Consider the following 24,284-nt stretch of genomic DNA (forward strand, 5'->3'; position numbering starts at 1 on the left):
CGTCGCGAAAACGTGATCCGCATTGCGCTGGCTCAAATCACATTCATACTAACTGCCCATCCATCAGCGCAGCCCGCGCCTTGGTGACAGATTCGGTCGTAACAAGATCTTCCCCTGCCCGCCGCGCGCTGCTTTCGGCGGCATCGCGCAACCGTTTCGCGGCGGAAATGCGGACCAGCACCGGATGCGCCTCGAGTACTTCGTCGAGCAGCGCCTTGGCCTCGTCGCTCCAGAGAATTTCTTCGTGGCGGCGCGCCGGCGTCGGATCGACGCGGTCGAGATCACCGGCCAGCGGCAGAATGTTGAACAGCGCGTCGAACAGCGCGTTGCAGACTTCCTGCACCAGATAGGTCGCGCCGGAATAGCCCATGAACGGCGTGCCGATATGGCGGCGAATCACCGCGCCGGGGAACGAGGCCGGGATGTAGATCGCCCGCCCGCCGGCCTCGGCCAGGTACATCCGCTCATTGTAGCTGCCGAACAGGATCAGCGGCGGCTTCTCGCGCACCGCGGCGCGGATCGCGTCGTTATCGGTCTTCTTTCCGGACAGCCGGGAGACCGAGAAGGTGCAGGGCAGCCCCATTTCGGTCTCGAGAAAATTGCGCACCCCGCGCGCATAGGTCTCGTTGGCGACGATCGCAAAGCTCGCTGTGCCGAAGAAATCCTGGGTCACCGAGCGCCACAGATCCCACAACGGCTTGATCGTGGTGTTCTTCTCGCGCTCGATGAAGGGCTCCGGATCGAGCCCGAGCAATTCGCCGAGCTTGCGCAGGAATTTGGTGGTCGAGTGCAATCCGATCGGCGCCTGTAGATAGGGCCGCTCCAGCGCCTCGCACAGCATCCGGCCGAATTCGCGGTACATGCAGACATTGACGTCGGCATTTACCAGCTTCGGAATGTCGGCCAGATGGCTGCCGAGCGGAAACACCATATTGACGTCGGCGCCGATGCCCTCGATCAGCCGGCGAATTTCATGCAGATCCGACGGCATATTGAAGGTGCCGTAGATCGGACCGATGATATTGACCCGCGGCTTGACGTCCGGCGACAGCGGCTTGCGCGCCGGGATCTTCTTCGGGCCGTATTCCTTCCACAGCCAGACGATGGCGCGGTCGGCAGCCTGCCATTGATCCTCGTCGATGGTGCGCGGCAGGAAGCGCTTGATATTGGTGCCTTCGGGGGTGACGCCACCGCCGATCATCTCGGCGATCGAGCCGGTCACCACAACGGCCGGCAGATAGGGATCGAGCACACGATGAGCGCGCTTCATCGCGCCTTCGGTGCCGGTCTGGCCGAGTTCTTCCTCGCCGAGCCCGGTGACGACGATCGGCAGTTCGTGCGGCGGCAGCGCGTCGGTGTAGTGCAGCACCGAGGTCACCGGCAGGTTTTCACAACCGACCGGGCCATCGATGATCACCTGCAAGCCCTTCACGGCGGTAAAGGCGTAGACCGCGCCCCAATAGCCGCCCGCGCGATCGTGATCGAGCACCAGCATCAGATCATCTCCTCCGACTTGCGCTTCTTCGCCAGGGCTTCGATCTGCTTCTTGTATTTCTCGCGGAAGGGGATGTTGTCCTTCGGGGTGTCTTCCCAGACACCGGCCGCGTAGCCCTGGCCGACATCGCCGAAGAACTCTTTCATCTCGTCGAAGCGCGACTGGTTGGCGAGCGCGGCATTGACCACCTGCGCCAGCGAGCCGGCGCCGGCGACGCCGAACAGTGGCCGCGCCGAGATCAGATTGGTGAAGTACAGCGCCGGGATCGCCAGTTGCTTGGCTTTCTGCACCACCGGGGTGGTGCCGATCGCCAGCTGCGGCTTGAACTCGTCGATCGCGGCGAGATCCATTTCCAGCGATGCGCGATACTGCACCCGCACGCCCTTGGCCTCGAGCCATTCGCGGTCGGGATCCGACCATTGGGTGCGCGGCGCCGCGGTGCCGACATAGGGCACCTCCGCGCCGCTTTCGATCAGCAGCCGCGCCACCAGCAATTCCGAGCCCTCATAGCCCGACACGGTGATCCGGGCATCGATTGGCTTGGCGGCAAGCGCGGCCTTGATCGCCGGCAGGAATCGGTTCTTCGCGGCGTCGATCTTGTCGCGCGCCACGTTGCAGGCGGTGCCGATGGCCTCGAGCCAGGCCTCGGTGCCGTCATGGCCGACCGGCGCGGAGCCGACGACCTTGCGGCCGGCGATGTCGAATTGCCGAATGCAGGCGGTGTAGAATGGGTGAATTGCCGCGACTACCGAGCAATCCAGCGCCGCATAGAGTTCGCGCCATTCGCGAGTCGGCACTACCGGGCCGGCGGCCAGGCCGAGCGGCTCCAGCATCATGTTGATGCCGACCGGATCGGCCGGAAACATCTCGCCGAGCAGCGTCACGGTGGGCCGCTCGCTGCGTCCGCCGCGCGGCGCCTGCACCGGCCCCTGCTCGGCCTCCTTGCGAGCATATTCCAGCATCGCCGCCGACAGCACGTCCTTGGCCTCGGCGTGGGTCGGCACGCCGAATCCCGGCACGTCGATGCCGATGATGCGCACGCCGTTGATTTCGTTCGGCAGCAGATCAAGCGGCACGCCCGACGCGGTCGGCACGCACAGATTGGTGATGATGATGGTGTCGTACAGCGCCGGATCGGCCAGCTTGAACACCGCCTCGCGGATGTCCTCGAACAGCTTGCCGGTGACCAGGGTTTCGGAATTGAACGGCACATAGCCGACGGTGCGGCGCGCGCCGTAGAAATGCGAGGTGAAGGTCAGGCCATAGACGCAGCACGCCGATCCGGAGAGAATCGTCGCAGTGCGACGCATCCGCAGACCGACCCGCAACGAGCCGAATGCCGGGCACATGCTTTGCGGCTGATCGTGCGGACCCTTGGGATAATCGGCGGCATAGCGGTCGAGAATGTCGCTCTTGCCGGCGGCGTTAGCCGCAGCCTTCATCTCGTCGGCGCCGGCATGACAGCCAAGACCGTCGGTCTTGGTCGCCGCCGCATTGATCGCGGGCTGCGCATTGACCGCAGGCTGCGCGGTGGCCGCGACATCGACCTCGGGCTCGACTGGATCATTGACGACCGAGTCAGCAATCGGGCCGGAATATCGGGACATCGCGTTCATGTCGAACTCCGCATCATGATCGTCATCAGACCGCGTCGTAGACGACTTCGAGCGACGGCTTGTCCAGCACCGAGGCGCCGCACATGTCTTCCAGCGTCGCGGGCTCCAGCACCACATCGCGGCCGGTGACGTCGCTGGCGAACAGCCCCAGCAGACCGTCCTGGCTCAGCGGCGTCGGCCGAACCGGCGGCGCGGCGCCGACATTGGTTGCGAGCTCTTCGAACAGCGAACCCCACTCGCCGCCCGGCAGACCGATGATTTCGTAGTTCGCGCTCTTCTTGCGGATGCCGTCATCGGCCGGGATCGCCGCGAGCACGGGAATGCCGACCGCCTCGGCAAAGGCCTGCGCCTCGCCGGTCTGGTCGTCCTTGTTGATCACCATGCCGGCGACGCCGACATTGCCGCCGAGCTTGCGGAAATACTCCACCGCGGAGCAGACATTGTTCGCCACGTAAAGCGACTGCAGGTCGTTGGAGCCGACCACGATCACCTTCTGGCACATGTCGCGCGCGATCGGCAGACCGAAGCCGCCGCACACCACGTCGCCGAGGAAGTCGAGCAGCACGTAGTCGAAGCCCCATTCGTGGAAGCCGAGCTTCTCCAGCAATTCGAAGCCGTGAATAATGCCGCGACCGCCGCAGCCGCGGCCGACTTCCGGGCCACCGAGCTCCATCGCGTAGACGCCGTCGCGCTTGAAGCAGACGTCGCCGATCTTCACTTCCTCGCCGGCGAGCTTCTTCTTCGACGACGTCTCCAGAATGGTCGGACAGGCCTTGCCGCCGAACAGCAGCGAGGTGGTGTCGCTCTTCGGATCGCAGCCGATCAGCAGCACTTTCTTCCCCTGCTGCGCCATCATGTAGGACAGGTTGGCGAGCGTGAAGCTCTTGCCGATGCCACCCTTGCCATAAATCGCGATGATCTGGGTTTCCTTGGTGACCGGAGTGGTCACCGGCGCGTCGGGCTCGATCGAGGCCTCAGCCCGGAGTGCGTCTGTCATGGCGATTGGAGTCGCAACGTTCATCAGCTCAATCTCCAGTTAAGGACCATTTTCAGGCAGGCGGGGTCTTCAAAGGCGATGCGATAAGCGTCGGCGGGCGCGGCCTTGGCATCGTGGTGATGCGTGATCAGCCCATCGAGCGACAATTTGCCGGCCTCGATCAGCGCCTTGGTGGCCGCTATATCCGGCGGTTGCCATTCGGCGGCGATGCGGATGCGGGCCTCGCGCATGAAGGCCGGCGGGAAATTGAACGACAGCGGCTGGTGATAGAAACCGGCCAGCACGATCTCGCCACGCGGCGCGAGCCGGCCGATCAGCGTATCGAGCAGTTGGGCGTCGCCACTGACGTCGTAGATGCTGGCGTAGTCGCGGCGCGGGTCGGCTTCGGGGTCGATCACCTGATAGTCCGTGGCGCCGCTGACACGGATCGGGTTCTTCTCCCACACTATCGGCGGCGGATTGCCGAGCGCGATCGCGATCCGGGCAAGCAGGCGGCCGAGCACGCCGTGACCGACGATGCAGGCCGGCGCCACCGCGCCGGGGGCCGCGATCGCATGATAAGCGGTTGCCGCCAGCGCCAGCAGAATGCCACGCTCGCCGAGCTGCTGGTCGAGCGGCACCACGCGCTTGCCGGGCACGACAAGCCGCGAGGCCGAGGCGCCGAACAGGCCGCGGACTTCGCCGAAGCATTTGGCGCCGGGTACGAAAACCAGCTGTCCGGGGCGCAGATCGGAGCCCGGACCGGCCTCGACGACCTCGCCGACCGACTCGTAGCCGGGAACCAGCGGATAGCCCATGCCGGGGAATTGCGGCATCTGGCCGGACCACAGCAGCCGCTCGGTGCCGGTGCTGACGCCGCTCCAGGCCACATCCACCACGACATCGTCAGCCGTCGGCGCCGTCAGGGCCAGCCGGCTCAGCTCGACATGTTGTGGCTGTGTGAGAACGACCGCGATGGTTTCCATCGCCTACTCCAAATTCCGAGGGACGGAGACACCGCCGCCGCGACTGTCATGCTAAACTGACGTAGAATAGTGTCAAGCCAGATTAACACACTTCCTGGCGTTTGACGGCGGTAATTATGGAGGCGACCAGCGGCATCGGCCCCGCACCCAGCTGGATGTCGCCAAACCCGGCGGCCTCAAGAAGGTGTTTCAGCTGCGCGAAGGTCCTCGCCTTACCGCTGCCCATCGCTTTCAAATAAAAGGCGAAATAGGCATCGCCGATGGCCTCGGCGCCGCGGACCCCGGCGATCGGCTCGGCCACCAGCAATTGACCGCCCGCCGGCAGCGCGCGGTGGATCGCCCGCAGCAGCGTCATCACCTCGGCGTCGTCGTGGTCATGGATGACTCGGACCAGGGAAACGATATCGGCGCCGTCGGGCAGTGCGTCGGTGAGGAAGCTGCCGCCGATCGCGGTGGCGCGGGACGACAATCCGGTGGCCTCGAATCGCGCGGCGGCGCGGGCGGCGACTGCCGGAAGGTCGAACAGGATGCAGCGCAGCTGCGGCGCGCGCGCCGCGACCGCGGCCAGGAAGGCGCCGTCACCGCCGCCGACGTCGAGCAGGCAGCTGCGATCGCGGAACGAGACGGCATGCAGCACTTCATTGGCGATCATCGGCTGCGATGCCGCCATCAGTTCGGTGTAGGGCGCGATCGAATCGCCGGACAGGTCGGCGGCGTTGCGGTCGCGCGCATAGGCCCAATAGGCCGCGAGCTCACCGCCACCGCCGCCGTCGCGCAGCAGCGCCACGGGGTCGGACAGATCGCGATACAGAATGGCGTGATGGGCGACCAAGGCAGTGACGCTGGGATTGCCGCGCAGTTCGGCGCCGAGCGGACCGAGGCCGTAGCGCGACCGGCTGCGGTGTTGCACCAGATCGAGCGCCACCGCGGCGTCGAGCAGCAGCCGCATCGAATCCAGCGGCAATGACAAGCGCGCGGCGAGGTCCTCGGCGCTGACCGGGCCGGCGGCGAGGCGATCGAACAGTTTGAGCTGCACGCAGGCGAGCAGCACCTGCGAATAGACGAAGCCGGCGATCAGATCGAACATCACCCCGGCGCGGCGCCGCGCCACCCGCCGGGTCAGCGGAAAAGCCGCTGCAAAGCGCTGAAATCGCGCGCTCGAGCGCAGCGCATCACGCAGGCCGAGCAGCCGATCGCGAAGACTCAAAGGGATCATCGTCGTCCTACCACCGGCCCGGCTGGACGGCCAGACCGTGGTCATCCTGGCTACGCCGCCGACTGCGCGAGCTTGGCCGGCACCAGACGCTTGGCTTCGGACATGATCAGCGAGCGCAGTTCGTTGCCATTGGCGCAAGGCGGCATCGCCTCGATCGCGCCGCGCACCAGCGACTGCAGATGGAACACGGCGCCGTCGATACCCATCTGCGTCACCGCGCTGGGGCGGTTATGCGCCACGTCCTGACCGACCGGCTTGCCGATCTCGTCCTCATCGGCGGCGGCGTCGCGCAGATCGTCGGCGACCTGATAGGCCTCGCCGATCTTCTCGCCGACCATCCGCCACGGTGCCGGATCGGCGCCGGCCGAGGCCGCGCCCGCCGCGGTGGCGGCGACAAACAGCGCGCCGGTCTTGGAGCGGTGATAATGTGCGAGGTTGATTTCCTGTTCGCATTCCCAGGCCTGACCGGCGACGATGCCGAACGGCACGCCGACCGCCTGCCCGATCGTCATGGTCAGCGCCGCGAGTCGATCCGGCGCGCAGGTGACGCGCGCGATGGTCTGGAACGCTAGCACGATCAGTGCGTCACCGGTCAGCACCGCCAGCGGTTCGCCGAAGGCGACATGCACCGAGGGCCGGCCGCGCCGTGTCGCAGCGCCGTCGAAACACGGCAGATCGTCATGGACCAGGGAGGCGCAATGCATCAATTCCAGAGCCGCGCCAGCGGCTTCGGTGGCGGCGGGGTTGTCCTCGCCACATGCTGCGGCAACGCTGTGACAAAGCCGTGGCCGAACCCGGGCACCGCGCGGGAACACGGCGTAGCGCATGGCCGCCGCCAGTCGCGGCGGGCACCCTGTCACATCGGCCTGATTCAAGGCATCTGTTAGAGCCCGCTCGATCCGATTGGTGACATCCATGGCCGGCTCCCGTGCTTTGAAAGCAAGTGTCAATTTGACTTGTCACGATCGAGTGTAAATGTTTATGGACACCTGTCAATGATGACGCGCAATGACAATGCCAATGTCGCCCGGGGAGTCGGCTCCTGATGTTGCAACAGCGAATCGTCAAGGATCGGGTCGTGGTGGTCGGCGCCGGGATGGCCGGGCTGGCGGCGGCGCTGGCGCTGTCGGCGCGTGGGCTCGACGTCACCGTGCTGGAGCGCGGCGCGGCACCGGGCGGCAAGCTGCGCCAGGTCGGAATCGGGCCGGCGCGGATCGACAGCGGCCCGACGGTGTTCACGATGCGCTGGGTGTTCGAGGAATTGTTCGCCGCCGCCGGCCGGACTTTCACCGACCACGTCCGGCTGCGCCCGCTGCAGGTGCTGGCGCGCCATGCCTGGGACGCGCAGACAAGACTCGATCTGTTCGCCGACGAGGCGCGCTCGGCCGATGCGATCGGCGACTTCGCCGGCAGCGCCGAGGCCAAACGCTATCGGCGGTTCTGCGCCGACAGCCGGCGGATCTATCAGATCCTCGAAACCCCGTTCTTGCGCGCCACCTCGCCGAGCCTGCCGGGACTGCTCGGCGCCAACGGGCTGCGCGGCATGATGGAGCTGCATCACATCCGCCCCTTCACCACGATGTGGAAGGCGCTCGGCGATTACTTCCACGATCCGCGGCTGCATCAATTGTTCGGACGCTACGCCACCTATTGCGGCTCCTCGCCCTATCAGGCGCCCGCGACGCTGATGCTGGTCGCCCATGTCGAGCAGCAGGGCGTCTGGATCGTCGATGGCGGCATGCATGCGCTGGCCCAGGCGCTGGCCGACTGCGCCACCGCGCAAGGCGCCAGCATCCAATATGAGCAGAAGGTCAGTGAGGTGATGACCGCCTCCGGCCGGGCCTGTGGGGTGCGGCTGACAAGCGGCGAGACGATCGCGGCCGATGCGGTGATCGTCAATGGCGATGTCGGCGCGGTAGCGAACGGCCTGTTCGGCGCCACGATCGCCGGCGCCGCGGCGCCGATTGCGCGCTCATCGCGATCGCTGTCGGCGATCACCTGGAGCATGGTGGCGAAGGCCGACGGCTTTCCGCTGAGCCGGCATTCGGTGTTCTTCTCGCGCGACTATGCCAGGGAATTCACCGATATTTTCGGCCGCGGCGAGGTGCCGGATGAGCCCACGGTCTATGTCTGCGGCCAGCATCGCATCGATAATGAAGACAGGATCGGCCCGGACGGCGAGGAGGAACTGTTCGTGCTGATCAATGCGCCGCCGATCGGCGACAAAAAGACCTTCGACGACGCCGAGATCGCGCGCTATGCCGAGCGCGCCTTCGGTGTACTGGCGCGTTGCGGCTTGCGGATCGCGCGGCGCAGCGAGGCGACCACGGTGACCACGCCGAGCGATTTCGAACGGATGTTTCCCGCCACCGGCGGCGCGCTGTATGGTCGGGCCTCGCATGGCTGGACCTCGTCCTTCGCCCGGCCCGGCGCGCGGACCAAGATTCCGGGCCTGTATCTGGCCGGCGGCAGCACCCATCCGGGCCCCGGCGTGCCGATGGCGGCGCTGTCAGGCCGCGCTGCGGCGGCGAGCTTGCTGGCCGATATCGAGCGCGACCTGCAACGGGCCGGCCCCGCGGCGTCGCGCCGCGACTGATCGACTGACTGGATAGATGCATGATCCCCTGGCCCAACGAGACCGACGAACGACGCGCCGGATTCAACCTGGATGTGCCGCGCAACGGCTATGCCTGGTGGTACATCGACGCGCTGAGCGATGACGGCCGCGAGGGCCTCACCATCATCGCCTTTGTGGGCAGCGTGTTCTCGCCCTATTACGCCTTCGCGCGGCGCAAGGGCGCGGCCGATCCGATGAATCATTGCGCGCTCAACGTCGCGCTGTATCGGCCCGGCGGCAATCGCTGGACCATGACCGAGCGCGCGCGCGGCCGCGTTGCGCGCACCGTCAACGCGCTGTTGGTCGGTCCCAGCGATCTGTCGTGGGACGGCACCGCGCTGACCATCAATATCAACGAGGTCAGCGCCCCGGTGCCGGGCCGGATCCGCGGCCGGGTCCGGGTGTTGCCCAGCGCGATCAACAGCCAGTGCTTTGTCCTCAATGCCGATGGGAATCATCGCTGGTGGCCGATCGCGCCCTGCGCGCGGGTCGAGGTCGAGATGGCGCAGCCGTCGCTGCGCTGGCAGGGCGAAGGCTATCTCGACACCAATGCGGGCGACGCGCCGATCGAGACCGGGTTTCGCGACTGGGAATGGTCGCGCGGCGCGCTGCGCGACGGCACCGCGATCCTCTACGAGGCCGAGCGCCGCGACGGCAGCCGCTTCGATCTCGCCGTCACCTTCGACGCCAAGGGCAACATGCAGCCCTTCGAGCGCCCGCAACTGGTGCCGCTGGCCCGCTCCGGCTGGCGCGTCAATCGCAACGCCCGCAGCGACAATGGCGCGCGCGTGGTGAAGACGCTGGAAGACGCCCCGTTCTACACCCGCTCGGTGGTGGCCACCACGCTGCTCGGCGAGAAGGTGACCTTGATGCATGAATCGCTGTCGCTCGATCGCTTCAAGCTGCCGGTGGTGCAGGCGATGCTGCCGTTCAGGATGCCAAGGCGGAGGTAGTCGCGCGGGGGCTACGGTTTCGCGAGGCCGGCCCATCAAAGCCTTTCAGCGCCGCTGTTCGCGTTCCACCCATCGCCTCACGTGCCCCGGACGCAGCGCAACGCGCCGCGCAGCGGCGTGGTGCGCTGCTGAGCCGGGGCCCCGCTTTGGGAGTTGAAGCGCTTGGCCCGGCAGCTAGAGCAGTTTTGTTTTTGATGGAATCGGGACTGCGCTTTGGAGCGCTCACAACAGGCACCGCCTCATGGTGAGGAGGCGCGAAGCGCCGTCTCGAACCATGGGCCGCAGACCATGCGGCTCCTCATCCTTCGAGACGCCCGGCTTCGCCGGGCTCCTCAGGATGAGGACTTAGTACCCATGGGAACGACCAAATCCGCTTCTATCAATCGATGAACCGCTCTAAGCGGGGTCCCGGTTCTGCGGAGCAGCACTACGTGCTGCACCGCGCCCGGGACACGGGCATAGTTGTTAGTTCCAATAAAAATACAAGCAGCACCGTGCCCCGGACGCAGCGCAGCGCGCCGCGCAGCGGCGTGGTGCGCTGCTGAGCCGGGGCCCCGCTTTGGTAGCACTGAAGCGCCGGCCCGGCAGCTAAGCGGGGTCCCGGTTCTGCGAAGCGGCACTGCGTGCCGCATCGCGCCCGGGACACCGGTTGGTTAGATTCATCAAAACAAACCGGAGCGGCACGGAGCCTGCATTCGGGCCGCTCGGAGCGCGGACCCGGGTGTGCCGCATCGCACCCGGGACACGGGCCTCGCTGATGCCCGTTGACTTCCCGCCTTCCCTGCGGATTGATCGCCGCAATGATAATTCGGCCGGGAACCGGCCATGCTGGGAGGACGGTTTTGGCTCAGACGACGAAGACCGGCGCTGCCGTGACCACCGTCAAATCGGCGACGCTGGCGCTGCTGAGGGCGTTCGGGATCGACAAAGTATTCGGCAATCCGGGCTCCACCGAATTGCCGTTTCTGAGCGACTGGCCGGATGACATCGACTATGTGCTCGGCCTGCAGGAGGCCAGCGTGATCGCGATGGCGGATGGCTATGCGCAGGCGACGCGCAATGCCGGCTTCGTCAATCTGCATTCGGCGGCCGGGGTCGGCAATGCGCTCGGCAATATCTACACCGCCTATCGCAACCAGACCCCGCTGGTGATCACCGCCGGGCAGCAGGCGCGCAGCCTGCTGCCGCTGCAGCCGTTTCTCGGCGCCGAACGCGCCGCCGAATTTCCGCTGCCTTATGTCAAATACAGCGTCGAGCCGGCGCGCGCCGAGGACGTGCCCGCCGCGATCGCGCGGGCCTATTATGTGGCGATGCAGCCGCCCTGTGGGCCGACCTTCGTGTCGGTGCCGATCGACGACTGGGCGCGGCCGGCCGCAAAGGTCGCGCCGCGCCGCATCAGCCGCGAGCTCGGCCCGGATCCGGAGGCGATGCGGGCGCTGGCCGCGGCGCTGGGCAAGAGCAAGAACCCGGCTTTCGTGGTCGGCCCGGCGATCGATCGGGAGCGCGCGGTCGATCTGATGGTGCGGCTGGCCGAGCGCGCCAAGGCGCCGGTCTGGGTCAGCCCGTTTTCGCATCGCTGCAGCTTTCCGGAGCGCCATCCGCTGTTCGCCGGCTTCCTGCACGCCGCGCCGGGGCAATTGTCCCACACTTTGCGCTGCCATGATCTGGTGGTGGTGATCGGCGCGCCGATCTTCACCTTCCATGTCGAGGGCCACGCGGCGATTCTCGACGGCGCCATCCCGCTGTTCCAGATCATCGACGATCCGGCCGCCGCCGCCGTCAGCCCGGTCGGCACCAGCATCATCGCGACGATGAAGCCGGCGCTGACCATGCTGCTCGAGCTGCTGCACGCCACCACCCGCGCCGCGCCCGTCGGCCACCGCGCGCCGTCGCGGCCCGTGGCCGCCGATCCGATCCATGCCGAATTCCTGATGCATGCGCTGGCCGGCGCGATGCCGGGCGACGCGATGCTGGTCGAGGAAGCGCCGTCGCATCGGCCGGCGATGCAGAAATTCCTGCCGATGCGCGGCCAGGACAGTTTCTGCACCATGGCCAGCGGCGGGCTCGGCTTTTCGCTGCCGGCCTCGGTCGGCATCGCGCTGGCGCAGCCGGGGCGCCGCATCGTCTGCCTGATCGGCGACGGCTCGGCGATGTATTCGATCCAGGCGCTGTGGACCGCGGCGCAGCGCAAGCTGCCGTTGACCGTGGTGGTGATCAATAATCGCGGCTATGGCGCGATGCGCTCGTTCAGCCAGGTGATGCAGGTGCGCGACGTGCCGGGGCTGGATCTGCCCGGGATCGATTTCGTCGGCCTCGCCCAGGCGATGGGCTGCGACGCCGCGCGGGTCGAACGCTGCGCCGACCTGACGCCGGTGCTGATCCGCGCGCTGAGCCATGAGGGCGTCAGCCTGGTCGAGGTGATGGTCGATGCCGCGGTGCCGCTGCTCTATGCGGCGAAGGAGTAAGCGGACGGCTGCATCAGGATGATGGGGGGACATCATCTTGATCGCCATGGTCGATTATCGGATCGCGGCGACCGCGCCGGTGCCGCAAGGGCACCGAGGCGACCGCTGATTTTTCGGCCGACTTATACCAACCGACTTTGCCGTTGACTCATCAATTTGGTCATGGCCGGGCTTGTCCCGGCCATCCACGTCTTTGATCCGGCATTGCTTTCAAGGCGTGGATGCCCGGCACAAGGCCGGGCATGACGAACGAGAGGCAACGACTGTTGGTATTACCTGCCGGTCTACTAACCGCGACCGGCTACAGCGACAATTCGTGACGACCGACCACCATCCAGTGCACCTCGTCGGGACCGTCGGCGAAGCGCAGATGGCGGACGTCGGTATACATCTCGGCCAGCGGCGTCCATTGCGAGATGCCGGTGGCGCCGTGCATCTGGATCGCCTGGTCGATGATGTCGCAGGCGCGCTTGGGCACCATCGCCTTGACCATGCTGACCCAGATCCGGGCTTCCTTGTTGCCCATCACGTCCATCGCCTTGGCGGCCTTCAGCACCATCAGCCGCATCGCCTCGATCTCGCAACGCGCTTGCGCGATGATCTGCAGATTGCCGCCGAGCATCGCGATCGGCCGGCCGAACGCCTCGCGCGTCAGCCCGCGCGCCACCATCATGTCGAGCGCCTTCTCGGCCTTGCCGATGGTGCGCATGCAATGATGGATGCGGCCGGGGCCGAGCCGCAGCTGCGAAATCTCGAAGCCGCGGCCTTCGCCGAGCAGGATGTTGTCCCGCGGTACGCGGACGTCGTTGAAGCGCACATGCATGTGGCCGCGCGGCGCGTGGTCGTGGCCGAACACATGCATCGGGCCGACGATCTCGACGCCTTGGGTGTCGACAGGCACCAGGATCTGCGACTGCTGCTGGCTGGGACCAGCGTCGGGGCTGGTCTTGACCATCACGATCATGATCTTGCAGCGCGGATCACCAAGGCCGGAGATGTAGTATTTCTCGCCATTGATGACCCACTCGTCGCCGACCAGCACCGCGCGGGTCGAAATGTTCTTGGCATCCGACGAGGCCACGTTCGGCTCGGTCATCGCATAGGCCGAGCGGATCTCGCCGGCCAGCAGCGGCTTCAGCCACTTTTCCTTCTGCGCCGGCGTGCCGACCCGCTCCAGCACTTCCATATTGCCGGTGTCGGGGGCGGCGCAGTTCATCACCTCCGAGGCCAGCGGATTCTTGCCGAGCTCGGCGGCGATATAGGCGTAATCGAGATTGTTGAGGCCTTCGCCGGTCTCGGCATCGGGCAGGAAGAAGTTCCACAGGCCGGCCTCTTTGGCCTTGGTCTTGGCCTGGTCGAGAATCTCGAGCTGCTCCGGCGTGAACGACCAGCGATCGGTCTTGCTCTTGCCGGCGCGCTCGAACTCGACCGACATCGGCACCACCGTGCTGGCGATGAAGTTGCGGACCTGATCGTAAAGCGGCCGGACCTTTTCGGACATCCGCAGGTCATTGAGGGCGTCTTCGGGCGCCAGCGTATAGGGCGTCTGGCGGGCTACATAAGCCGTCTTCATTGGTGTCGTTCTCCCTGGGCTTTTCTTGGCATCGTTGGCGAACCATCCCGCGCGGATGCTGCGCAGGGTTTATAGACACGAACGGCAGCGATTGTCTTGGCCGAACCTGGGATTGAGCCGGCGCATGGCCGTAATCCCGCAGCACGGAACACGAGGGGTTTGCCGCAGTCCCGCCCCCCTGTTGACGACGGCTCGCCGAGAATTCTGAAGCTGCAACCGTGCCCCGGACGCAGCGCAACGCGCCGCTCTTGCGGCGTGGTGCGCTGCTGAGCCGGGGCCCCGCTTGATGGCACTCAACCGCTCGGCCCGGCAGCATAGCGGGGTCCCGGTTCTGCGAAACGGCACTGCGTGCCGCATCGCGCCCGGGACACGGGGGCATCGTTGTTAGTTCAACCACAAAATACAAAGCAACACCGTGCTCCGGATGCTGCGCAACGCGCCGCGCTTGCGGCGTGGTGCGCTGCTAAGCCGGGGCCCCGCTTTGGGCACTGAGACGCTTGGCCCGGCAGCGAAGCGGGGTCCCGGTTCTGCGGAGCAGCACTACGTGCTGCACCGCGCCCGGGACATGGGGGCATGGTTGTTAGTTCCACCACAAAATACAAAGCAACACCGTGCCCCGGATGCTGCGCAGCGCGCCGCGCTTGCGGCGTGGTGCGCTGCTAAGCCGGGGCCCCGCTTCGGTGGAACTGAAGCGCTTGCCCGGTAGCATAGCGGGGTCCCGGTTCTGCGAAGCGGCACTGCGTGCCGCATCGCGCCCGGGACACGGGGGCATGGTTGTTAGTTCCACCACAAAATACAAAGCAACACCGTGCCCCGGATGCTGCGCAGCGCGCCGCTCTTGCGGCGTGGTGCGCTGCTAAGCCGGGGCCCCGCTTTGGGCACTGAGACGCTTGGCCCGGCAGCGAAGCGGGGTCCCGGTTCTGCGGAGCAGCACTACGTGCTGCACCGCGCCCGGGACACGGACTCGCGGCTGCGCGCCTGCCCAGCGCAGCGCGCGCCGACTATGCCGGTAGCAGGCCGGCTTCGCGATAGCTGGCGATCAGGGCGTCATAGAGCGTGATATCCTGGCGGCTCCGGGCCATCAATTGCGCGCCGGCGACGGCGGCGAAGATGGCGCGGGCCCGCGCTTCGCTCTCCTGCGCACCGACCAGGGCGGCCGCGGCCAGAGTTTTGCTCAGCCATGCGACATTGATATCCGCGAAGGTCCGGACCTCCTGGCTCACCGCAGCCGGCAGATCGTCGACTTCGGCGGCCATGAAGCTGCACAGGCAGATGCGGTTGTCGGTCGCGAGCGCCTTGCGAAACGTCTCGGGATATTGCCTTAGCGCGCTGAGCGGATCCGGCGCTTCAGTGGCCAGGGCCGCAAGCGCGGCTTCCGTATCCTGCCAATAGCGCTTGGCTATCGCGGCGCCGAGATCGGCCTTGCTCGGGAAATAGTGATAGATGCTGGCGGCCTTGATGCCGACTTCGGCCGCGAGATCGCGGAAATTCAAGCCACTATAGCCATGCGCCTGCGCGGTCCGTCTGGCCGCCGCCATGATGGCTTCCCGGGTGTTCGAGCTCATGTCGGCCTCTTGGGAGGTTCTCGGCGGGCAGGCAAACCCCCGTCGTTGCAGCCGCAAGGGCGGTGCCTACCAAGCGATAGATAGGGGTTGACGCCGATAAATCAAAGGTTCTAGCTTTGCCTACCAACCGGCAGATAGACAAAATGAACCAGACCAACCCGGCGCAGCCGCGCATGAAGATCCACGACTGGCCGACCGGGCCCTATCCGGCCCGCGTGCGCATCGCCCTGGCCGAGAAAAACATGCGCTCGCGCGTCGAATTCGTGACGGTCGATCTGTGGAAAGGCGAGCACAAGCGGCCCGACTTCCTCGCCAAGAACTATTCGGGCACGCTGCCCGTGCTCGAGCTCGACGACGGCACCTTCATCGGCGAATGCACCGCCATTACCGAATATCTGGACGCGCTGGATGGCGCCCCCACCCTCACCGGCACGACGCCGCGCGACAAGGGCCTGATCCACATGATGAGCAAGCGCGCCGAGCTCGAACTGCTCGACGCCGTCAGCGTCTATTTCCACCACGCCACGCCGGGGCTCGGCCCCGATGTCGAGATCTATCAGAACCCCGAATGGGGCCTGCGGCAGCGCGACAAGGCCCTGAACGGCATGCGCTACTTCGATGGCGTTCTGCAAAGCCAGCGCTTCGTCGCCGGCGAGGCGTTCTCGATGGCCGACATCACCTTGGTCGGCGGGATGATCTTCGCCGGCCTGCTGAAACTGCCGGTGCCGGCGGATTGCGGCGCGCTGCAGGAATGGTACGCCCGCATGCAGCAACGCCCCAGCGTCAGGGACCGGGTGACGATGTCGGAGCCGGCGCGATGCCTTGACGGCGATTGACTGCCGTCCTATTCTAGCTAGATAATCTAGCCAGAAAGCTCCACCCGATGGCCGAGCGCAGTTGGTCGGTGCAGGACGCCAAGAACCGCTTCAGCGAGGTCGTCGAGGCCGCGCGGCGCAGCCCGCAAACCGTGACCAAGCACGGCAAGCCTGCCGTGGTCGTGGTCGACGTGGCCGAATACGAACGTCTGCAACATTTCGAACGCGCGACCGCGCCGTCCTTCGCCGACGTGCTGCTGGCGATGCCGCAGGACGATGGCGAATTTTCCCGCGGCGACGTGCGCCTGCGCGATCTCGATCTGTGATGTTTCTGATCGACACCGTCACGCTGTCCGAACTACGCAAGCGGCAACGCGACAAGCGGGTCGTGGCCTGGTTCGAGCGGCAGCGAACCGCCGACCTGTTCCTCAGCGTCATCAGCATCGGCGAAATCGAGCGCGGGATCGCGCGGCAGCGCGCGACCGATCCGGACTTCGCACGCGCGCTCGCCGCCTGGCTGGACAAGGTCCTGACCGTCTATGGCGAGCGGATCGTCCCGTTCGATCTACGGTCGGCCCGACGCTGGGGCACGCTGAGCGCCGCGCTCGGCAATGACAGCGCCGACCTGATGATCGCCGCCACCGCGCTGGAACATGGCCTGACCGTGGTGACGCGCAACGTCTCGGATTTTGCGCCGACCGGCGCTGCGGTCGTCGATCCGTTCAAGCCATAGGGCGGGTTGGCCGGAGGCCTAACCCGCCGAACAGTAGGGCTCGACGCAATCGCGGATGACGCTGCGCTTTCCCGCTCTACGGGCTTCACTCGCCCTACGCTTGCTTCGGACCAAGCTGGCCGTTCAGACGGGGATGACGCTGGTGAACGCCAGGTCGGCGTTTCGAGCCGCCCCTCCGCGGCCTCACAAACTCGTGACCTCTCTCCCGGGAATATCCGCTCTGCGGTGACGTCTCTCACAAGGATCCACCCACCTGAAGGAGAACACATGATCCGCACGCTCACACTCGCATCCGCTCTCGTGCTCGCCGCCACCGCGGCGTTCGCGCAGGCCGCAGCACCCGCTCACATCGCCGACACCGGCAAGGGCAAGGCGCTGGTCGACGCCAAGAATATGACTCTCTACACTTTCGACAAGGACACCGGCGGCAAGTCGGCCTGCAACGGCCCGTGCGCGACCAACTGGCCGCCGCTGATGGCCGCGGCGAGCGCGCAAGCCTCCGGCGACTGGTCCATCGTCGCCCGCGACGACGGCGCCAAGCAGTGGGCCTACAAGGGCAAGCCATTATATGCCTGGACCAAGGACACCAAGCCGGGCGACACCACCGGCGACGGCTTCCTCAACGGCGCCTGGCACATCGCCAAGCCCTGATCCGACGAGACCGCTTTGGACGAGATCGCCGCCGAGATCGAGCCGCTGATTCCGAGCCTGCGCCGCTACGCGCGGGCGCTGCTGCACGATCGCGACGCCGCGGACGATCTCGTCCAGGCCACGCTGGAGCGGGCGCTGACGCGCTGGCGGTTGCGGCGGCCGGGCGGCGATTTGCGCGCCTGGCTGTTCACGATCGAACGCAATCTCTATCTCGACCAGCGCCGCCGCGCGATCCGTCGCGGCCACGCGGTCGAGATCGACGCACGCAGCCCGCTTGCCGACGGCGCCGCCGGTCCCGAGCGCAACCTGATCGCCCGCGACGCGCTGGCGCGCCTCGACGATCTGCCGGAAGATCAGCGCTCGCTGCTGCTGCTGATCGGCGTGGAGGAATTGAGCTATGAGCAGGCCGCGCGGATTTTCGACGTGCCGGTCGGCACCATCATGTCGCGGCTCAGCCGCGCCCGCGAGGCGCTGCGCTCCAGCGTCGAGACCGGCCGGGCCACAGTGTTGAGGAGAGTGAAATGACCCGTCGCCCCCTCAGCGACGACGATTTGCAGGCCTATGTGGACGGCCGGCTCGATGCCGCGCGGCGCGCGGAGGTCGAGACCTATCTGGAGTCCGACACCGAGGCCGCCGATCGCATCGCCGGCCAGATCGCCGACCGCGACGATCTGCGCGCCCGGCTTGCGGCGGTCGGCGCCGAGCCGATCCCGGCGCGGCTGCGGATCACGCATCTGCGGGCGGCGCGCCGCGCCTGGTTCGGGCAGCGGCTCGGCGCAATCGCGGCGGCGCTGGCTCTGCTGTTGATCGGCGGCGCCGGTGGCTGGCTCGCCTCCGAACGCTGGCACGGCGCGCCGGCCGTCGTCGCCGAGGCGCCGGTCGCCGACGCCGCGATCGCAGCGTGGCGGACTTACGCGGTCGAGGTCGCGCACCCGGTCGAGGTCTCGGCCGACCAGGAGACGCATCTGGTGCAATGGCTGTCGCGCCGGCTCGGCCGCCGCCTGACCGCGCCGAAGCTCGACGCGCTCGGGCTGAAGCTGATCGGCGGCCGGCTGCTGCCGGCGGCGGACAGCCCGGCGGCGCAATTCATGTACGAGGACGCGGACGGCCGCCGCGTAACCGTCTATGTGCGTCCGGGCGGAGACGCCGAGCCGAGCGCGTTCCGCTTCGAACGCGCCGGCAGCCTGTCGGCCTTCTCCTGGATCGACGCCAAACTGTCCTACGCCGTGGTCGCCCAGACCGACCGCGACCGCCTGCTCGGCGTCGCCCGCGCGATCTACCAGCAATACGAGGCGCTGTAGCGCGGGGCGCGAGATCGGTGGCAAGCGCAGCCCGGATGGAGCGCAGCGCAATCCGGGTCTTCGATTGAACGATGCAGCTCCCGGATTTCGTCCCCACCGGCGCCGCGGTCGTCGATCCGTTCAGCCAGCCGTAGCAAGGCCCCATCTCACCCGGCGCTTGCGCGCCTTCGCGTCAATGACTATTTTGCTATCATTGACTAATGGAGGCTGGCATGGCGGTGATGACGATCCGGAACATCGACGATGCCATCAAGAAACGGCTCCGCGTGCGCGCCGCCATCAATGGGCGCTCGATGGAGGATGAGGCGCGCGACATTTTGCGTGCGGCGCTCTCGACCGATGCACCTCGCACACGCAATCTCGCGCAAGTCATCCACAAGCGTTTCGCGGCGCTCGGCGGGGTCGACCTGCCCGGCACGCGGCGCGAGGCGATCCGGCAGCCGCCGGATTTCGGCGAATGATCATTCTCGACAGCAATGTCATTTCCGAGTTGATGCGGCCCGCGCCGGATGCCGCCGTAATGGCGTGGATCGGTGAGCAACCGATTGCCGGCGTGTTCACCACGACGCTCACGCAGGCGGAGATTTTCTACGGCCTCGCCCTGCTGCCGGAAGGGCGCCGCCGGGACGAACTAACCGCCGCCGCGCGACCGATCTTCACGGTCGATCTGGCCGGTCGTGTGCTGCCGTTCGACACCGACGCCGCAGACGCCTATCCGGTCATCGCGGCGAGCCGGCGACAAAGCGGGCGACCGATCAGTCAGATCGACGCCCAGATCGCCGCCATCGTCCGTTCCCGCGGCGCCCGGCTGGCAACGCGCAACATCTCGGACTTCGCCGACTGCGGGATCACCGTCGTCGATCCGTGGGCGGGGACGTCTTCGTAGGCGGGGCAGCCGAAGGCGGCGTAAGCCGCCGAAAAGCGGGGCTTGTTTCGGCGCAATGGCGGATTACGCTGAGCTAATCCGCCCTACGGGCTCAGATTGGCCTTGGAAACTGGGAATTTCGTGATGCCGAAAGATCAGTCGAATTCCCCTGCTCCTGGCTCTCTAGTTGAGAAGGTAAGCAAGTGGCTCGAAACTGAAGGCTACCCCCTCGAATTTCGAGCCGCCAACGTCCTTTGGAGGAACGGCTTTCACTCCCGTCAAGGTGTCTATGTCCAAGAGGAAGATGGCAGGCCGAAGAGAGAAATAGACGTACTCGCAACAATGACGCATGAGTTGCGCGACGCTGGCCTTCTCCGCGTGGCCATGATCATTGAATGCAAGTGGTCCGGCGACAAGCCTTGGGTCGTATTTACTAGTCCAACGACAAGCCTTGGTCCTGCTGCGTGCGTCTCCCAAACTATCTCATCGCTCCTCGGAGAATCAATTATCTGGATGGTAGCTGGCGATGAGCAACTCCATGACCTTCAAATCTTCTCGACGCCGGAGGAAGGTGGGTTTGGTGGGCGGCAGGCGTTCTGCAAAGGAAACGATCTTTTTTATTCGGCTGTTCAGGGCGCGATTGGGAATTGCAAGGCATACGTGGACGAATACGATCTACGACACAAGGAGGGGGCGATACCGCGGTTCGGGGTGCTGGCTTTTCCAGTCGTTCTCATTGAGGGAGAACTCATTCGCGCATACTACGATGCCGATGCGGATAATGTTCTGCTAGAGCCAGTGCCTTACGTTCGCTGTCACTGGAAAGGGTCCCCCCAATGGAACCATTTCGCCACATTAGACGTGGTTTCTATGAATGCGTTCCCAATTTTTGCAGAAAGGCGCGCTCAAGAATGCAAGTTGTTGCTCGACAAGTTGGCGGAGCCATTCCGTCAAATATTAAAGTTCAACGAAAGCGGGAATCCCGCCGATCTGATCGTGACCAAGGGCTCGAGGGGTGTAACGGGATTGCCAAGGCTGCTCCACAGAATCAAAGAATCGCAAAAAGTGAAACCTTGAATTTACTCAAGGGGTCAAATTCAGCCTCAAGAGATTTCGCGATACTTCAGTGAACCTCACTGCTTCGGCGCGGCCGCACGCGGCAGCAGTGGCGTGCCGTAATAGGGGCCGGCGACGCGGGAGCGCAGGCCGAAGGTCGGCAATACCAGTTCGTCCACAGGATCGCGCATCTGAGCGGAGATCGGGGGGCGGGTTAGCCGAAGGCGCAACCCGCCGGATGCTGGGACGGCGCCTTCGGAGAGTGGATTACGCTGCGCTAATCCGCCCAACGTCCCAGCCCTATGTCACTACCCGCGCCCGGAATGATGGTCGGAGGCTGCGGTGTCCGTCGATCAGCTCCGCGCAGCAAAAAGCCCCGGATCGCTCCGGGGCTTCTTTGTTATCTGATGGATCGCCGGGTCAAGCCCGGCGATGACGGCATGAGCCGGTAGCAGCGCGCGCGGATGACTCCGCGCCGCCCTCCCCGATCAATACCGGTAATGAGCCGCCTTGAACGGGCCTTCTTCCTTGACGCCGATGTACTTCGCCTGCTCGGGGCTGAGCTTGGAGAGCTTCACGCCGATCTTGGCCAGATGCAGCATGGCGACCTTTTCGTCGAGCGCCTTGGGCAGAACGTAGACTTCCTTCTTGTACTTGCCATCCTTGTTGTTGGCGTAGAGTTCGATCTGCGCCAGCGTCTGGTTGGTGAAGGAGGCCGACATCACGAAGGACGGGTGGCCGGTGGCGTTGCCGAGGTTCACCAGGCGGCCTTCCGACAGCAGGATCATCCGCTTGCCGTCCGGAAAGGTGATCTCGTCGACCTGCGGCTTGATATTGTCCCACTTCAGATTCTTCAGATGCGCGATCTGAATCTCGTTGTCGAAATGGCCGATGTTGCAGACGATGGCGCGATCCTTCATCGCGCGCATGTGCTCGATGGTGATGATGTCCTTGTTGCCGGTGGCGGTCACGAAGATGTCGGCGCGCGGTGCGGCGTCTTCCATGGTCACGACCTCATAGCCTTCCATCGCCGCCTGCAGCGCGCAGATCGGATCGATCTCGGAGACCATGACGCGGCAGCCGGCATGGCGCAGCGAGGCGGCCGAGCCCTTGCCGACATCGCCGAAGCCGGCGACCATCGCGACCTTGCCGGACATCATCACGTCGGTGCCGCGGCGGATGCCGTCGACCAGCGATTCACGGCAGCCATAGAGGTTGTCGAATTTCGACTTGGTGACCGAATCGTTGACGTTGATGGCGGGCCACAGCAGCGTGCCGGCCTTCTGCATGTCGTAAAGACGATGCACGCCCGTGGTGGTCTCTTCGGAGACGCCCATGATGTTCTTGGCGATCTCGGCGAAATAGCCCTTCGGCTTTTCCTTCAGCTGCTTCTTGAGCAGCGCGAAGAACACCACCTCCTCATCGGAGCCGGGCTTGTCGAGGAAAGCGGTGTCGCCGTTCTCGGCGCGCAGGCCGAGATGGACATACATGGTGGCGTCGCCGCCGTCGTCGAGGATCAGGTTCGGGGTGCCGCCGCCATGCCAGTCGAACATCCGGGCGGTGTAGGCCCAGTAATCCTCCAGGCTCTCGCCCTTGATGGCGAACACCGGAATGCCGGCGGCGGCGATCGCCGCGGCGGCGTGGTCCTGGGTCGAATAGATGTTGCACGACACCCAGCGCACGTCGGCGCCGAGCGCGACCAGCGTCTCGATCAGCACGGCGGTCTGGATCGTCATGTGCAGCGAGCCGGCGATCCGCGCGCCCTTGAGGATCTGCTTCGGGCCGTATTCCTCGCGGGTCGCCATCAGGCCGGGCATCTCGGTCTCGGCGATCGAGATTTCCTTGCGGCCATAGGCGGCGAGCCCGATGTCCTTGACGATGTAATCGGTGAAGGTCGATTTCTTTGCGGTGGCGGTCATGTGTGTTTTCCTAACGGAGTAATTTCGGACAATTGATTACGAAACGAAGTCGGACAGTTTATGGCCGCTGCACTTCTCCCTCCCCCTTGTGGGGAGGGTGGCCCGGCGGAGCGCAGCGAAGTCGGGTCGGGCTTGCCACGGGCGCGGTGCTTGCGGCACCCCCACCCCGGCCTCCGCTTCGCCGACGCTGCTGCGCATCGCCGGCGCCGCTCGGCCGACCCTCCCCGCAAGGGGGAGGGAGAATTCGGCCGCCGCGTGGAACAAGTCTTCTTTAGATCGCGCTCTTGAGCGCATCGGCAAGATCGGTCTTTTCCCAGGAGAAGCCGCCATCGGCGTCCGGGATCCGGCCGAAATGGCCATAGGCCGAGGTCCGGGCAAAGATCGGCTTGTTGAGGTCGAGATGCTTGCGGATGCCGCGCGGGGTCAGGTCCATCGCCTTGGCGACCGCCTTCTCCAGCTCGGCCTCGGCGACCTTGCCGGTGCCGTGGGTGTCGATATAGATCGACAGCGGCCGCGCCACGCCGATGGCGTAGGCCAGCTGCAGGGTGCAGCGGTCGGCCATGCCGGCGGCGACGATGTTCTTGGCGAGGTAGCGCGCCGCATAGGCGGCCGAGCGATCGACCTTGGTGGAATCCTTGCCGGAGAACGCGCCGCCGCCATGGGGCGCCGCGCCGCCGTAAGTGTCGACGATGATCTTGCGGCCGGTCAGGCCGGCGTCGCCGTCGGGACCGCCGATGTGGAATTTTCCGGTCGGGTTGATGTGCCAGATCGTCTTGTCGGTGATCCAGCCGTCAGGAATCGCCTTACGCACATAGGGCTCGACCCGCTCGCGCACCTGGTTCGAGGTCATGTCCTCGACCAGATGCTGATGCGACACCACGATCTCGCGCACGCCGACCGGCTTGCCGTTTTCGTATTGCACCGTGACCTGGCTCTTGGAATCGGGGCCGAGGACTTTTTCGACGCCGGAATGGCGAGCCTGGGAAATCAGCTGCAGGATCTTGTGGGCGTAGTGGATCGGCGCCGGCATCAGCACGTCGGTTTCGTTGCTGGCATAGCCGAACATGATGCCCTGGTCGCCGGCGCCTTCTTCCTGGTTGGTACCGGGCTGCAGCGCGTCGACGCCCTGGGCGATGTCGGCCGACTGCGGATGCAGCAGGATTTCGATATCGCAGTTCTCCCAGTGGAAGCCCTCCTGCTCGTAGCCGATATCCTTGATGGCGGCGCGGACCACGGCTTCGATGTGATCGTTGGTGACCGAGGCGGGGCCGCGGGTCTCGCCGGCGATCACTACCTTGTTGGTGGTGGCCAGGGTCTCGCAGGCGGCGCGGATCGCCCAGGGGTCGATGCCGGCCTTCGGTCCTTCACGGAAGAACAGATCGACGATTTCGTCGGAAATCCGGTCGCAGACCTTGTCGGGATGGCCTTCGGAAACCGACTCGCTTGTGAACATATAGGATGCGCGCATCAACTACCCCTTTG

The 24,284-nt window shown here is 65.8% G+C and carries 22 protein-coding genes; 12 read left to right on the forward strand and 10 right to left on the reverse strand.

Annotation, left to right across the window (positions count from 1 at the left end):
• Nucleotides 1-43 precede the first annotated feature (43 nt).
• The 6 genes from bchZ to RBJ75_RS13160 all read right to left on the reverse strand — a co-directional run bounded on the left by bchZ (nucleotide 44) and on the right by RBJ75_RS13160 (nucleotide 7,206).
• Nucleotides 44-1,495, reverse strand: coding sequence for a chlorophyllide a reductase subunit Z (gene bchZ, locus RBJ75_RS13135; RefSeq protein WP_044412048.1), 1,452 nt, complete (start codon nucleotides 1,493-1,495; stop codon nucleotides 44-46).
• Entirely contained in the window at nucleotides 1,495-3,111 is a 1,617-nt protein-coding gene (bchY, locus tag RBJ75_RS13140) for a chlorophyllide a reductase subunit Y (RefSeq protein ID WP_044412051.1), read from the reverse strand. The genes bchZ and bchY overlap by 1 nt, the downstream gene beginning before the upstream one ends.
• Nucleotides 3,112-3,136: 25 nt before the next feature.
• Nucleotides 3,137-4,132 (reverse strand): chlorophyllide a reductase iron protein subunit X, encoded by a 996-nt coding sequence (locus tag RBJ75_RS13145; RefSeq protein WP_044412054.1) that lies wholly within the window; start codon nucleotides 4,130-4,132, stop codon nucleotides 3,137-3,139.
• Entirely contained in the window at nucleotides 4,132-5,073 is a 942-nt protein-coding gene (bchC, locus tag RBJ75_RS13150; RefSeq protein ID WP_044412057.1) for a chlorophyll synthesis pathway protein BchC, read from the reverse strand. Before bchC ends, RBJ75_RS13145 begins: the two co-directional genes overlap by 1 nt.
• An 82-nt stretch (nucleotides 5,074-5,155) precedes the next feature.
• On the reverse strand, nucleotides 5,156-6,289 hold the full coding sequence (locus RBJ75_RS13155; protein WP_044412060.1) for a methyltransferase: 1,134 nt from the start codon (nucleotides 6,287-6,289) through the stop codon (nucleotides 5,156-5,158).
• Between the two features lie 50 nt (nucleotides 6,290-6,339).
• The gene (locus RBJ75_RS13160) at nucleotides 6,340-7,206 is read right to left on the reverse strand and encodes a polyprenyl synthetase family protein (RefSeq protein WP_044412062.1); all 867 of its coding nucleotides are present in this window, start codon (nucleotides 7,204-7,206) and stop codon (nucleotides 6,340-6,342) included.
• 128 nt (nucleotides 7,207-7,334) lie between these two features.
• Here RBJ75_RS13160 and crtD point away from each other — a divergent pair, with 128 nt between their 5' ends.
• The 3 genes from crtD to mdlC all read left to right on the forward strand — a co-directional run bounded on the left by crtD (nucleotide 7,335) and on the right by mdlC (nucleotide 12,324).
• Nucleotides 7,335-8,885, forward strand: coding sequence for a 1-hydroxycarotenoid 3,4-desaturase CrtD (gene crtD / locus RBJ75_RS13165; protein ID WP_044412064.1), 1,551 nt, complete (start codon nucleotides 7,335-7,337; stop codon nucleotides 8,883-8,885).
• A 20-nt stretch (nucleotides 8,886-8,905) separates the two neighbouring features.
• Nucleotides 8,906-9,859, forward strand: coding sequence for a carotenoid 1,2-hydratase (locus RBJ75_RS13170; RefSeq protein WP_044412067.1), 954 nt, complete (start codon nucleotides 8,906-8,908; stop codon nucleotides 9,857-9,859).
• 842 nt (nucleotides 9,860-10,701) lie between these two features.
• Nucleotides 10,702-12,324 (forward strand): benzoylformate decarboxylase, encoded by a 1,623-nt coding sequence (gene mdlC / locus RBJ75_RS13175; protein WP_044417522.1) that lies wholly within the window; start codon nucleotides 10,702-10,704, stop codon nucleotides 12,322-12,324.
• A 301-nt stretch (nucleotides 12,325-12,625) separates the two neighbouring features.
• On the opposite strand, the gene RBJ75_RS13180 is transcribed toward mdlC, so the two are convergent.
• Together RBJ75_RS13180 and RBJ75_RS13185 are read right to left on the reverse strand one after the other, a co-directional pair.
• Nucleotides 12,626-13,897 carry an acyl-CoA dehydrogenase family protein gene (locus RBJ75_RS13180; RefSeq protein WP_044416984.1) on the reverse strand — a complete coding sequence of 424 codons (1,272 nt, stop codon included), beginning with the start codon at nucleotides 13,895-13,897 and terminating at the stop codon, nucleotides 12,626-12,628.
• Nucleotides 13,898-14,898: 1,001 nt separating this feature from the next.
• Nucleotides 14,899-15,462 carry a TetR/AcrR family transcriptional regulator gene (locus RBJ75_RS13185; protein ID WP_044416039.1) on the reverse strand — a complete coding sequence of 188 codons (564 nt, stop codon included), beginning with the start codon at nucleotides 15,460-15,462 and terminating at the stop codon, nucleotides 14,899-14,901.
• A 173-nt stretch (nucleotides 15,463-15,635) separates the two neighbouring features.
• On the opposite strand from RBJ75_RS13185, the gene RBJ75_RS13190 reads away from it, so the two are divergent.
• From RBJ75_RS13190 to RBJ75_RS13230, 9 genes are all read left to right on the forward strand, one after another.
• Nucleotides 15,636-16,298 carry a glutathione S-transferase gene (locus RBJ75_RS13190; RefSeq protein WP_044416045.1) on the forward strand — a complete coding sequence of 221 codons (663 nt, stop codon included), beginning with the start codon at nucleotides 15,636-15,638 and terminating at the stop codon, nucleotides 16,296-16,298.
• A gap of 47 nt (nucleotides 16,299-16,345) precedes the next feature.
• A complete protein-coding gene (locus RBJ75_RS13195) occupies nucleotides 16,346-16,603 on the forward strand; it encodes a type II toxin-antitoxin system Phd/YefM family antitoxin (RefSeq protein WP_044416037.1) in 258 nt (85 codons plus the stop codon).
• Nucleotides 16,603-17,010, forward strand: a complete 408-nt coding sequence (locus RBJ75_RS13200; protein ID WP_044416035.1) for a type II toxin-antitoxin system VapC family toxin — start codon at nucleotides 16,603-16,605, stop codon at nucleotides 17,008-17,010. Before RBJ75_RS13195 ends, RBJ75_RS13200 begins: the two co-directional genes overlap by 1 nt.
• A gap of 267 nt (nucleotides 17,011-17,277) precedes the next feature.
• Nucleotides 17,278-17,661 carry a hypothetical protein gene (locus RBJ75_RS13205; protein ID WP_044416033.1) on the forward strand — a complete coding sequence of 128 codons (384 nt, stop codon included), beginning with the start codon at nucleotides 17,278-17,280 and terminating at the stop codon, nucleotides 17,659-17,661.
• Nucleotides 17,662-17,676: 15 nt separating this feature from the next.
• Nucleotides 17,677-18,186 carry an RNA polymerase sigma factor gene (locus RBJ75_RS13210; protein ID WP_044416031.1) on the forward strand — a complete coding sequence of 170 codons (510 nt, stop codon included), beginning with the start codon at nucleotides 17,677-17,679 and terminating at the stop codon, nucleotides 18,184-18,186.
• A complete protein-coding gene (locus RBJ75_RS13215; RefSeq protein ID WP_044416029.1) occupies nucleotides 18,183-18,962 on the forward strand; it encodes an anti-sigma factor family protein in 780 nt (259 codons plus the stop codon). The genes RBJ75_RS13210 and RBJ75_RS13215 overlap by 4 nt, the downstream gene beginning before the upstream one ends.
• A gap of 212 nt (nucleotides 18,963-19,174) precedes the next feature.
• On the forward strand, nucleotides 19,175-19,423 hold the full coding sequence (locus RBJ75_RS13220) for a FitA-like ribbon-helix-helix domain-containing protein (protein WP_080901182.1): 249 nt from the start codon (nucleotides 19,175-19,177) through the stop codon (nucleotides 19,421-19,423).
• Nucleotides 19,420-19,848 (forward strand): type II toxin-antitoxin system VapC family toxin, encoded by a 429-nt coding sequence (locus tag RBJ75_RS13225; protein WP_044416025.1) that lies wholly within the window; start codon nucleotides 19,420-19,422, stop codon nucleotides 19,846-19,848. The genes RBJ75_RS13220 and RBJ75_RS13225 overlap by 4 nt, the downstream gene beginning before the upstream one ends.
• A 123-nt stretch (nucleotides 19,849-19,971) precedes the next feature.
• Nucleotides 19,972-20,904: a hypothetical protein gene (locus RBJ75_RS13230; protein WP_044416024.1), complete on the forward strand. Its 933-nt coding sequence runs from the start codon at nucleotides 19,972-19,974 to the stop codon at nucleotides 20,902-20,904.
• A gap of 467 nt (nucleotides 20,905-21,371) precedes the next feature.
• Here RBJ75_RS13230 and ahcY read toward each other — a convergent pair whose 3' ends face one another.
• Together ahcY and metK are read right to left on the reverse strand one after the other, a co-directional pair.
• Entirely contained in the window at nucleotides 21,372-22,802 is a 1,431-nt protein-coding gene (ahcY, locus tag RBJ75_RS13235) for an adenosylhomocysteinase (RefSeq protein ID WP_044416022.1), read from the reverse strand.
• Nucleotides 22,803-23,073: 271 nt separating this feature from the next.
• Complete coding sequence (metK, locus tag RBJ75_RS13240; protein ID WP_044416018.1) at nucleotides 23,074-24,270, reverse strand: methionine adenosyltransferase; 1,197 nt, start codon at nucleotides 24,268-24,270, stop codon at nucleotides 23,074-23,076.
• Between the last annotated feature and the right edge of the window lie 14 nt (nucleotides 24,271-24,284).

This window comes from Rhodopseudomonas sp. BAL398 (assembly GCF_033001325.1).
In the GTDB taxonomy this organism is placed as follows: Bacteria; Pseudomonadota; Alphaproteobacteria; order Rhizobiales; family Xanthobacteraceae; genus JARJEH01.

Bases quoted from the DNA above. Each gene is read 5' to 3' on its own strand.
- bchZ (WP_044412048.1), bottom strand. From the start codon at position 1,495: ATGCTGGTGCTCGATCACGATCGCGCGGGCGGCTATTGGGGCGCGGTC.
- bchY (WP_044412051.1), bottom strand. From the start codon at position 3,111: ATGAACGCGATGTCCCGATATTCCGGCCCGATTGCTGACTCGGTCGTC.
- RBJ75_RS13145 (WP_044412054.1), bottom strand. From the start codon at position 4,132: ATGAACGTTGCGACTCCAATCGCCATGACAGACGCACTCCGGGCTGAG.
- bchC (WP_044412057.1), bottom strand. From the start codon at position 5,073: ATGGAAACCATCGCGGTCGTTCTCACACAGCCACAACATGTCGAGCTG.
- RBJ75_RS13155 (WP_044412060.1), bottom strand. From the start codon at position 6,289: ATGATCCCTTTGAGTCTTCGCGATCGGCTGCTCGGCCTGCGTGATGCG.
- RBJ75_RS13160 (WP_044412062.1), bottom strand. From the start codon at position 7,206: ATGGATGTCACCAATCGGATCGAGCGGGCTCTAACAGATGCCTTGAAT.
- crtD (WP_044412064.1), top strand. From the start codon at position 7,335: ATGTTGCAACAGCGAATCGTCAAGGATCGGGTCGTGGTGGTCGGCGCC.
- RBJ75_RS13170 (WP_044412067.1), top strand. From the start codon at position 8,906: ATGATCCCCTGGCCCAACGAGACCGACGAACGACGCGCCGGATTCAAC.
- RBJ75_RS13180 (WP_044416984.1), bottom strand. From the start codon at position 13,897: ATGAAGACGGCTTATGTAGCCCGCCAGACGCCCTATACGCTGGCGCCC.
- RBJ75_RS13185 (WP_044416039.1), bottom strand. From the start codon at position 15,462: ATGAGCTCGAACACCCGGGAAGCCATCATGGCGGCGGCCAGACGGACC.
- RBJ75_RS13190 (WP_044416045.1), top strand. From the start codon at position 15,636: ATGAAGATCCACGACTGGCCGACCGGGCCCTATCCGGCCCGCGTGCGC.
- RBJ75_RS13195 (WP_044416037.1), top strand. From the start codon at position 16,346: ATGGCCGAGCGCAGTTGGTCGGTGCAGGACGCCAAGAACCGCTTCAGC.
- RBJ75_RS13200 (WP_044416035.1), top strand. From the start codon at position 16,603: ATGTTTCTGATCGACACCGTCACGCTGTCCGAACTACGCAAGCGGCAA.
- RBJ75_RS13205 (WP_044416033.1), top strand. From the start codon at position 17,278: ATGATCCGCACGCTCACACTCGCATCCGCTCTCGTGCTCGCCGCCACC.
- RBJ75_RS13215 (WP_044416029.1), top strand. From the start codon at position 18,183: ATGACCCGTCGCCCCCTCAGCGACGACGATTTGCAGGCCTATGTGGAC.
- RBJ75_RS13220 (WP_080901182.1), top strand. From the start codon at position 19,175: ATGGCGGTGATGACGATCCGGAACATCGACGATGCCATCAAGAAACGG.
- RBJ75_RS13225 (WP_044416025.1), top strand. From the start codon at position 19,420: ATGATCATTCTCGACAGCAATGTCATTTCCGAGTTGATGCGGCCCGCG.
- RBJ75_RS13230 (WP_044416024.1), top strand. From the start codon at position 19,972: ATGCCGAAAGATCAGTCGAATTCCCCTGCTCCTGGCTCTCTAGTTGAG.
- ahcY (WP_044416022.1), bottom strand. From the start codon at position 22,802: ATGACCGCCACCGCAAAGAAATCGACCTTCACCGATTACATCGTCAAG.
- metK (WP_044416018.1), bottom strand. From the start codon at position 24,270: ATGCGCGCATCCTATATGTTCACAAGCGAGTCGGTTTCCGAAGGCCAT.